This window comes from Psychromonas sp., assembly GCF_047632995.1.
Taxonomy (GTDB): Bacteria; Pseudomonadota; Gammaproteobacteria; order Enterobacterales; family Psychromonadaceae; genus Psychromonas.
On sequence record NZ_JBLIEK010000122.1, the window covers coordinates 1 to 10,074 of the forward strand.

10 protein-coding genes are annotated in these 10,074 nt (G+C 43.0%); 3 read left to right on the plus strand and 7 right to left on the minus strand.

All coding sequences use genetic code 11. The annotated features are described in order from the left end of the window. Positions 1-802: alkene reductase (locus tag ACJAT7_RS15745; RefSeq protein WP_415227754.1), on the minus strand; the 802-nt coding region annotated here is incomplete at its 3' end. Positions 803-929: 127 nt separating this feature from the next. Here ACJAT7_RS15745 and ACJAT7_RS15750 point away from each other — a divergent pair. The 3 genes from ACJAT7_RS15750 to ACJAT7_RS15760 all read left to right on the plus strand — a co-directional run bounded on the left by ACJAT7_RS15750 (position 930) and on the right by ACJAT7_RS15760 (position 3,391). Next, a complete protein-coding gene (locus ACJAT7_RS15750) occupies positions 930-1,514 on the plus strand; it encodes a TetR/AcrR family transcriptional regulator (protein ID WP_415227755.1) in 585 nt (194 codons plus the stop codon). Between the two features lie 57 nt (positions 1,515-1,571). Further along, complete coding sequence (locus ACJAT7_RS15755; RefSeq protein WP_415227756.1) at positions 1,572-2,915, plus strand: MATE family efflux transporter; 1,344 nt, start codon at positions 1,572-1,574, stop codon at positions 2,913-2,915. A gap of 209 nt (positions 2,916-3,124) precedes the next feature. After that, complete coding sequence (locus ACJAT7_RS15760) at positions 3,125-3,391, plus strand: Lpp/OprI family alanine-zipper lipoprotein (protein ID WP_415227757.1); 267 nt, start codon at positions 3,125-3,127, stop codon at positions 3,389-3,391. A 65-nt stretch (positions 3,392-3,456) separates the two neighbouring features. Here ACJAT7_RS15760 and ACJAT7_RS15765 read toward each other — a convergent pair whose 3' ends face one another. From ACJAT7_RS15765 to ACJAT7_RS15790, 6 genes are all read right to left on the minus strand, one after another. Continuing rightward, positions 3,457-4,374, minus strand: coding sequence for a L,D-transpeptidase family protein (locus ACJAT7_RS15765; RefSeq protein ID WP_415227758.1), 918 nt, complete (start codon positions 4,372-4,374; stop codon positions 3,457-3,459). A gap of 131 nt (positions 4,375-4,505) precedes the next feature. Then, the gene (locus ACJAT7_RS15770) at positions 4,506-5,441 is read right to left on the minus strand and encodes a 1-aminocyclopropane-1-carboxylate deaminase/D-cysteine desulfhydrase (RefSeq protein ID WP_415227759.1); all 936 of its coding nucleotides are present in this window, start codon (positions 5,439-5,441) and stop codon (positions 4,506-4,508) included. Positions 5,442-5,720: 279 nt separating this feature from the next. After that, positions 5,721-7,076 (minus strand): NCS2 family permease, encoded by a 1,356-nt coding sequence (locus ACJAT7_RS15775; protein WP_415227760.1) that lies wholly within the window; start codon positions 7,074-7,076, stop codon positions 5,721-5,723. Between the two features lie 498 nt (positions 7,077-7,574). After that, the gene (locus tag ACJAT7_RS15780) at positions 7,575-7,820 is read right to left on the minus strand and encodes an acyl carrier protein (RefSeq protein WP_415227761.1); all 246 of its coding nucleotides are present in this window, start codon (positions 7,818-7,820) and stop codon (positions 7,575-7,577) included. A 41-nt stretch (positions 7,821-7,861) separates the two neighbouring features. Continuing rightward, positions 7,862-9,136 (minus strand): dihydrolipoamide acetyltransferase family protein, encoded by a 1,275-nt coding sequence (locus ACJAT7_RS15785; protein WP_415227762.1) that lies wholly within the window; start codon positions 9,134-9,136, stop codon positions 7,862-7,864. Further along, the coding region (locus tag ACJAT7_RS15790; RefSeq protein WP_415227763.1) for an alpha-ketoacid dehydrogenase subunit beta at positions 9,133-10,074 on the minus strand (942 nt) is incomplete at its 5' end. The genes ACJAT7_RS15785 and ACJAT7_RS15790, both read right to left, overlap by 4 nt.

The window sequence follows — 10,074 nt, forward strand, 5'->3', positions numbered from 1 at the left end:
TGTCGTCAAAAATACCGATATGCAGGAAAGCCAGATCCCGTTTCTCCAATTGATTCAATAAATAATCAAAGACGGCACGATCGCGATTATCCGGCTTAATATTAAAATAGGCGGCTGGACTAACGCGGATGGCCGTCCTTTGGCTACCGATGCGAGCACTCACAGCATCAACCACTGTTAATGCAAAACGAGACATGTTTTCTGGGGTATTACCGTATTGATCATTACGCTGGTTACTATCATAGTGCAGAAATTGGTCGATAAGGTAACCGTTTGCACCATGAATTTCGACGCCGTCAAAGCCGGCGGCAAGCGCATTGGCAGCGGCTTGCGCATAATCATTGACGAGTTGCTCAATATCTTGAGCCGTGACGGCTTTAGGCACTTGATAGGTTAATTCGCGCATGCGCGGCACGCTGCCCGAAACGGCCAGTGCCGATGGCGCGATCACATCTCCGTCGCCAAAGAAGTGCGGGTGAGCGACACGGCCAGTGTGCCATAGTTGAGCAAATATTTTACCGCCATTACTATGCACCGCATTGGTCACTTTCAACCATCCCTCTATCTGCGCAGTTGTAAACAGTCCCGGTGTATTGGGATAGCCCTGACCATCCGGGCGAATAATTACCGCTTCTGAAATAATAAGGCCTGCTTCCGCGCGGCGGCTGTAATAATCGGCCATAGCTTGTGTGGGCACAAGCTCTGAATCGGCCATACAGCGGGTAAGTGGAGCCATCAAAATACGATTGTTAAGATTAATCGTCTTATTTAGTGCAAAAGGTTGAAACAAATTATCAGTCATGGCGCTCTCTTTATTTTGAATGTTTATTCAAGATACTTTTAGTTGAATGTTTATTCAACTATTATTTTGAACAATCCTTTAAAAATGCGTATGATCTATTTGATCTGATAAAAGAGTATAAAAACTAATGCGAACCCCTGAATTTAACAAAGAAAAAGTATTGCGATCGGCGATGACTGCCTTTATGCACAAAGGCTATGCAAAAACGAGTATGCAGGATTTGAGTAAAGTAACAGGGTTGCATCCTGGCTCTATCTACTGCGCTTTTGACAATAAACGTGGCTTATTATTAGCGGCTTTAGATCAATACAGGCAAGATACAAAGATTGAATTCCAAGCGTTTTTTGACGGTTCGCAACCTATATTAAGCGCACTTAAAATCTATCTCGATCATATTGTCAGTGAGTGTCTAAGCTGTGATGCGGCTAAAGCGTGTCTACTGACCAAAGCCCTCAATGAGATAGCCGGGCAGGATGAAGAGGTGCGCGCTATTATCACCAGTAATCTGAGCGACTGGCAACAGTCATTGGCTGAGTTGTTTGCACAAGCTAAAGTATCTGGCGAGCTGATAACCGAGAAAAAAAGTGCACATTTGGCCCGCTATTTTGTGATGGGAATCTATGGGCTGAGAACGTTTGCGCATACGCACCCTGAAGCTGATATCCTGCAGCAGCTGGCGGATCAGCTTTACTGTGATATCTGTGATGCATAGGTTTCCTTTTTTTTCGCTTGCAATTGTATTTATTAACTTATAAAACGAATCCCAATTATGTTATCTACAAAAACACAACAGGCTGATGATTCATTGTCTCGTCAGTTGTTAAAAATGACTTGGCCTATGCTGCTTGGCGTTCTTTCCTTAATGAGTTTTCAATTAGTGGACAGTGCATTTATCGGCCAACTTGGTGTGCTTCCTCTTGCCGCCCAAGGTTTTACCCTACCGATACAGATGATTATTATTGGTGTTCAGGTCGGTCTGGGCATTGCCACTACAGCTATTATCGCGCGCGCATTAGGCGGCCATAAAATCACTTATGCAAAACAACTTGGAGGCTTGGTCTTGATGATGGGGACTGTGGGCGTCGCTTTTATCTGCGTTTGTTTGTGGCTGCTCCGTCATCCTATTTTAGCTATGTTAAGTGCGCCAGAGTCTGTGTATGCGGTGATCGATGAATATTGGGTTTTTTGGTTGCTAAGTGCCTGGGTTGGTGCTGTATTGTACTTCTATTACAGTGTCTGCCGTGCCAATGGTAATACCTTGCTACCCGGCACTATGATGATGGTGACCAGCATCATGAACTTGCTACTTGATCCTCTCTTTATCTTTACTTTTGATTTGGGTATTAAGGGGGCCGCTGTTGCTTCTATTATCGCCTTTAGTTGCGGTCTTTTAGTTGTTGCGCCGAGGGTGTTGAAGCAGCATTGGGTCAGTTTTGACTGGCACGGGTTAGATTTAAACAGCAGCTTAAATGCCATTGCTAAAATTATGGGGCCGGCCATGATAAGTCAGTTGTTACCTCCGCTCTCCGCCATATTTGCCACTAAACTGATTGCCGGATATGGCACGGCTTCTGTTGCCGCATGGGCGCTGGCATCTCGTTACGAATTTTTTGCTATTGTCGCTGTGCTTGCCCTGACGATGTCGATGCCACCGATGATTGGCCGTCTGCTTGGCGCCGGAAAAATCATTGAAATCCGTCAGTTAGTCAGCATTGCCTGTAAGTTCATTTTAGGATCCCAGCTACTGGTTGCGTTGCTTACTTTATTATCTTCTTCGTGGCTTTCCAACTTAATGACCAGTGAAACGACTGTTGAACGGATCCTTAACTGGCATCTTATGTTTGTGCCATTTAGTCTAGGGCCTCTGGGGATCTGCATGCTGATGGTTTCTGTTTCAAATGCGCTAGCAAAATCAGGGGATGCTTTACTTATTTCCGCCTTACGCTTATTTGTTTTTTTCTTGCCTTGTTTATGGTTAGGTGCGCAACTTGCAGAAATGAGAGGACTTTTTATCGGTGCATTGATTGGAAACTGTATGGCTGGGATAGGGGCTTGGATTTTTTATCAGCGTACGATCGCGCTCCTTACAAGGAGAATAAAGTGTAATGATTGAAGGATTTGAACTGTGCGAGAGGGAGGCTTGGCCCTTTTTTCCTTGTGATTTGGGAAAATAAACGTTTAATTACATTAATTGTGTAAAATAAGTCAATAAATGACTTAAAAAACGAGTACTTAGTTTGATAATTCATAAACCTCTGACATACTTAGCAATGTATATTAAAATGTACATTTTCGTTTCCTGATCAATTGAGAGGTATTACAATGAATAACAAATTACTTATTGCTGGTGTTGTCGTAGCCTCAGCTTTGCTTGGCGGCTGTTCAAATAATGCTGAGTTAGAAAAGAGTGTTGGCAGTTTAACCAATCAAGTAAGCGCATTATCTGCAAAAGTAGATGGACTAGCATCTGATCACAAAAAAATGCAAGCAGATACACAGGCAGCTGCAGCAAGAGCAAAAGCCGCGGCAATGGAAGCGGAACGTGCAAATGCACGAATCGATAGCATTGCAGCTTCATATAAAAAATAATCTTTTATATAGCTAATTAATTGTGGTTTGGCATTAAGTTAGCCAAACCACTTATTACTTCTATCTTATATATCCACGTTAACCGGTAATCCTTGTGGCGCTAACAAGGCTTCTCTAACTTTGCGGTTATTAACTTTATCGCGGTTTTTAAATTTAACCATATCACCCACCCAAATTAAATTATCTTCTCTTTTATTTTCATTTGCTGATAACGGGGAATGTACTTCAAGTATATTTTCGCCATTTGGCTCTGTTGATACTTTGATCGGTTGATTAACTATCCTAACCGGAGAGCCGGCAGCAACCTGTTCAAATAGCCAAGCGATATCTTTAGGATTCATGCGAATACAACCCGCGCTTACACGCATACCTATACCAAAATTTTGATTGGTGCCATGGATTAAGTAACTACCATCACCAAATGCCAGTTGTAGCGCATAATCTCCCAGTGGATTATCTTTTCCTGCAGGTACGACAGGTGGCAGCTCTCTACCATGTTGCGCTAAATAGTCGGCTCTGATTTTTTGTGTCGGTGTCCAGCTTGGATTTTTAATTCTTATTTTTATTTTACTTTGCATTACTGGGGTTGATCTGCCTTGACGGCCTATGCCAACAGGAAAAACATGAACTGTATTGCTGTCTTTTTCAAAATAATACAATCTCAGTTCGGGTAAATTTATAACTATGCCTGTATAGGGGACATCTGGTAATAACATGCTGCTTGGTATTTTCAGTAAGCTGCCTGGAGGGGGTAAAAAAGGGTCGATACCGGGATTTGCATCCATCAACGCGATTAAGCCGATATTATAGGACTGCGCTATGGAATGAAAATAGTCTCCCGTTTTTACTTTATATAATTCATGCGATCCAATTAAGCGCGCACCATTTTCTGGAATCGGGTATGCGTTTGCCGCAACAGGTACAGCTAATAGCAAAGCGAAAATAATACTTAATCCGAACGATAAATTAAAGCGGGTAAACATAGTAAAACCTTATAGTAGAGGCACTTATCTCATTGGTTAGCGAATGAAATAATCGCGAAAAGGGTAGCGGACGTTAGTATATATAATATTGTATTTTTTATTTTATAAGAACAAATAATAATCTATGCTCTCTAGCATTGTCTAGTCTGTTTTCTCTGATATCTCGGCAGCATACTTTCATTGCCGATTAATCCGCCCTGATGAATGTAAATAATGGGTTGATCCACACGCTTTTTCTTCAAATATGCTAAGAGTGTTAACCAGCCTAAAGGATCATAAAGGAGATCAAACTCAATGTTCGTTTGCTGCTTTAGCTGCAACCATATTTGATAAAATTCAGGGTAGAGTTTACCAAACTGGTATCTCTTTGCGCTGGGCAATATTGTCGGCCAAGCAGAGAGATCGCTCTCTAATTCTGAAAGTTGCTGAGTGAGGTATTGCTTATCGCCTACGCATGCACAAGTAAATACTTTATAGGGCAATAAAGATTGTAAAAAAAGAGCGGTTGTCCCCGTTCCTGATGGCAGCATTATTATGGGACTCTGCAGCGATTGCTGCTGGCAAAAAAGTTGAATCTCTGCGGCTAGCACTGCGATACCTTGTTTGGCGTTTTTAGATCTCCCTCCCTCGGGAATAAAGAGCGTATCGGGTGCTAATTGTTGAGCTTTTGAACGCATAAAAGAGTCCAGATTAGCGCCCTCGGTAAGCGCGCTTTTATCTACTTCGATTATATTTGTCCCCAAGGCCAATGCAGCACGATAGTTACCATTCGGAGATTGTTTTAGCCAGCGGGGAATATTGTTAACATAAAAGTCGAGTTGCCAGCCTTTGAGTTTAGCAAGCGCCGCCAGTGGGTAGAGTGAATTAGCTTGAACAGATCCATGGCCGATAATTTTTTTTATTGCAGGGAAATCATTATTGAGAAAATAAGCGAATTTACGTGCTTTATTTCCTGAAAAATAGGGGTTGAGCAGATCGTCTCGTTTTATAAAAAAAGTAAAACCTGCCATATTAACCCTTTGTACGGGCGATGGGGCCAAGAGTGGGGTAATAGTTTCATGCTGCATAATCGTTTCCGCTGCTCAGGGCTTTGTTTGTTTCGGTATGGAAAACCGTCCATTTTCAATAAAACAGTTTAAACCTACTCAATTGTATTTGGCTCGACTTAATAGGGGATATGCGGGCTTAGAGCATCAGCAGTAAACAAGGGTTAGATTTAAAATGGAAATGCCAACTTAGTGAGAGACCGGTGTGCAGGTTAAGTGCTAAGTTGGCATACTATGATGCAGCGCCGCAAGCCATAAAAAGAGCCGTAAACGCTTTCCTTTAAAACTTAAGTTTAATAGTTAAATAAATACCAGTTTAGCAATAAATACAACCGCCAATACATTCATACCCAAAGAAACATCTTTCGAGCGACCTGTCGCATGTTTGATGATAGTAAATGATAGGAAACCTAAAATAATACCATCTGCAATTGAATAAGTAAGCGGCATCATGATTGCGGTGATTGCTGCTGGCACATAGTCCGTAAACTCATCCCAGTTAATTTTACTTAAGCTGCCAACCATTAGGAAAGCAACATAAATAAGCGCGCCAGCAGTTGCATATCCAGGCACAATTTGTGCGATTGGCGCAAAGAACATTGCCGCTAAAAACAATAATCCGACAACTACAGCGGTTAAACCTGTACGGCCGCCTTCAGCAATACCTGCATTACTTTCAACATATGTGGTGACCGGTGGGCATCCAATTACTGCGCCAACAACACTGGCAACACTGTCCGCTGTAAGGGCTTTGTTGAGATTTTCAATTTTACCCTCTTTATTATAAAAGTGTGCGCTATCAGCGACGCCTATCATGGTGCCTGCCGTATCGAACATATTAACAAACAAAAAAGCTAAAATGACACTGACCATTGACACATCAAGCGCGCCCATCACATCCATTTGCATAAACGTTTTTGATAAACCAGTCGGTAAAGAGACAACCTGATCGGGTAGGCTCACTAACCCCATTACCGAACTGATTGCGGTAACAACAACAATACCAATCAATACCGAGCCGAATACTTTACGTGAAGCCAATACCGCAATAATGATAAAGCTTAGCGCGCCGAGTACGACCTTAGGGTCGTGAAAGTCGCCCATGGTAACAAGTGTTGCTTGACTTGCTACGATAATGCCAGCGGCTTTTAAGCCGATGATGCCAAGAAACAGACCAACACCTGCTGTCATCGCATAACGTAAACTCGCTGGGATACTATCAATAATCCAGCTGCGCAATTTGGTGACACTCATGATCACAAAAATAACACTTGAGATGAATACCGCACCTAAGGCTACCTGCCACGAATATTCCATGCCTTTAACAACCGCAAAGGTAAAGAATGCATTTAGCCCCATGCCTGGTGCCAAACCAACGGGCCAGTTCGCATAAAGTCCCATAAATATACAGCCGATTGCCGCACTGAGCGCTGTTGCAACAAATACGGCTTGGTAGTCCATACCCGCAATTGACATAATATCTGGGTTAACAAAAAGGATATAAGCCATGGTAACAAACGTTGTGATACCCGCTATTATCTCTGTTTTTATATTGGTTTTATGTGCTTCTAATTTGAATAGCTTTTCCAGTAAAGAGGCAAAAGCGGAGGTGTTGATCGATTCTGTATTAGGTATAGATTTACTCGGCGTATTCATGGCTATAACTCACTTTTTTCTTCCCCCTATAAGAAAATCTAATTCCTGCAATGTGCAATTAGATAAACAAGGGCGATTGATCATTTAATAAACGATGGTCGCTCAGCAGAAAAGTGGAAAGTTCTGAGCTGACAATTATTAAAGAACCCGGGTTAAAAATTAGGTAATTATTACCTGTTATTTATTCACGTTGGTGAACGCCCGCGATTATCTGTTAATTCATTACGGAATGAAATGTCTTTGTACAAAGATTATCTTTTCTTTACAAATTTTAAGGCGTAGATAGAGAGGCTGACCTTGGTCATGTGAATGAAATATTTCTCCTTGAAATGCAATTGCCATACTTTATTTCAATTATAATTATCCACCCGTTTATGAAATTGTAGACGGTGGCTGTTAGATTCTGCGTTTTAATCCCTTTTACAAGTAATACAGATGAGCCATTGTAACAAAACAATGTTTGTTAAATCTGCATAGAGTAAGCCTTAAGTTAAGAGATTAAACGAGTAACTTTAGGACATAACGGGTCATATCATTTAGGGTTAAAACCTTCGTATAATCGGCCTCTGGAATAGCGACATGTGTTCGTTTAGAGACTGCAATAACCAGATTCAGGAAATCCATTGAATCCAACTCTAACGCTTCACGCAGATCCTCATTATCGGGCACTTCACTTGGCTCTATTTCAGGAGCTATATTGCCGAGCTCTTCAAGGATAAGATCTTTTACTTCACGATTGTCCATAAATCCTCCAATTGTGTATTGCCGGGTATATTGGCTTGCGTTCATGCATCGCTTGCTGGGTTTTCGATTGACCATAACTGTTCAGGTTTCTGCAATTGTTGGTTAAGTTGATACAGCAACCGCGCGCCGATGTGGCCATCGCTCACTCTGTGATCTGCTGCAAGAGTGGCTTCTATTATTGAACGAGCTTGCACAATTCCATCAATGACCATTGCTTCTTGATGCGCTGAGCCCAAGGCGATAATCGCAACTTGTGGTGGGTAAATAACGGCAAACATCTGTTCCGCACCGCGCTCGCCAATGCTGGTGACGGTGCAACTGCCATCGCTTAATTCAGAAACACGTAAGCTACCGCTACGCGCACGTTCCACCTGTTCTTTGAGTCGCTCCATTATCGACTGTGCTGTCAAAGTTTGTGCATCGTGAATAACGGGCATAACCAATCCACCGCCGCGCAGATTAATGGCATTGGCTAAATTAACCGTATTGCTGGCAACAAAAGTATGGTTTGTGTATATGCCATTAAGTTGCTTGTTTTTCATCAATGTTCGTGCGATCGCGCATAACAGTGGGGCCGCCAGTAAGATGCGGCTCTCTGCAGGGACGTTGGCGTTATGGCTTTGCAGGTATTGCTCAAGTGCGCTTATATCTAAACGCTGACTCAAATAATAATGGGGGATTTGTTGTTTTGAACGCGTGACTGTATCGCTAATTGCTTCACGCATCGCGTTTTTATCAAAGCCACTTTTACTGTGTTGCGCCGTTGCTTTTTTTTCAGAAGCCGTTGTCCGTGTGGATGGAGAATCATCTGTTTGCGTAAGCGCAGCTTCTGCTATTGTTAGTGTGACGATTTGGTTATTATTGGCAGCCGATAAGTTAACTAGTGATAATCGATGTTTTAGCGCATAAGCGCGCGCAGCGGGGGTCGCTAAGATAAAATTAGCGCTATTTTGTATCACCTTATCATCTGTTTCCTCCTTTACCTCCAGCGCATTATCGCTCTCTATAATTTCCTTCTCTGTTAATGGCGATTCGTTTGTTGGCGTATCTGTTGCGGCAGAAGGAGAACTCAATGAACGTAACCGTGCAATGGGGGTGCCAACGGTCACTTGCTCTCCCTCTTCAACTAATAACTTTTCAATAATTGCATCTTCAAATAGATCTAAATCAATGGCACCTTTGTGTGTATCGATGACCGCAATCACCGCACCGCGTTTTATACTGTCACCTTGTTTAACTAACCATTCAACTAAGGTGCCTGTTGCCATATCGGCGCCAAAGGAGGGCATGTTTAAATCATGCACATTTTCACTCATAATGTTCCCTCCGTCGTCGCATTGGTGTCAGTTAACATCTCTCGTGCGACGGCAACGATTTGTTCAACTTGCGGTAAGCATGCTTTTTCTAAATGATCCGGATAAGGGATTGGCACCTCAACGGTGCATACGCGGCGCACTGGGGCATCTAAATACCAAAGGGCTTGCTCCGCTAATGTGGCGCTTATTTCCGCCGACATGCCGCCACTTTTCCATGACTCGTCAACAATCAGAGCTTTATGGGTGCGCCGCACCGAATCTATCATCGTTTCTCTATCTAACGGGCGCAAACAACGCAGATCAACCACCTCAATAGAAAATCCCTGCGCCTCAAGTTGCTCTGCTGCCTGGATCGCTTTATATAAACAGCCGCCCCAAGTGATAATGGATAGATCGCTGCCTGTTTTGCGGATCACCGCTTTTTCCATTGGCGCTATGTTCGCGGACTCCGGTAACGTCCCCGTTTGGTTATAGAGCATCACATGTTCAAAGATAATGACTGGATTAGGATCAGCAAGTGCCATTTTAAGCATATAACGGGCATCTTCAATGGTACCGGGATAAAGTACTTTAAGGCCCGGTATATGTGCGTATATTCCTTCGAAACTGTGCGAATGTTGAGCGGCCAGCTGCTTGCCTGCACCGCAAGCCATACGGATAACCAGCGGCACCGAAATCTGCCCTCCAGACATATGACACAAGGTTGCGGCATTATTAATAATTTGATCCAGTGCAAGGAGACTGAAATTAACTGTCATTATCTCAACGATCGGTCGCATACCTCCAATTGCGGCCCCAATACCGGCGCCAACAAATCCCGATTCCGAAAGGGGAGTATCAATAATCCGCTGCGCGCCAAATTCGTCGAGCAGACCTTTAGACACCGCATAACAACCGCCATAATGACCCACGTCTTCGCCCATCAAAAAAACCCGAGA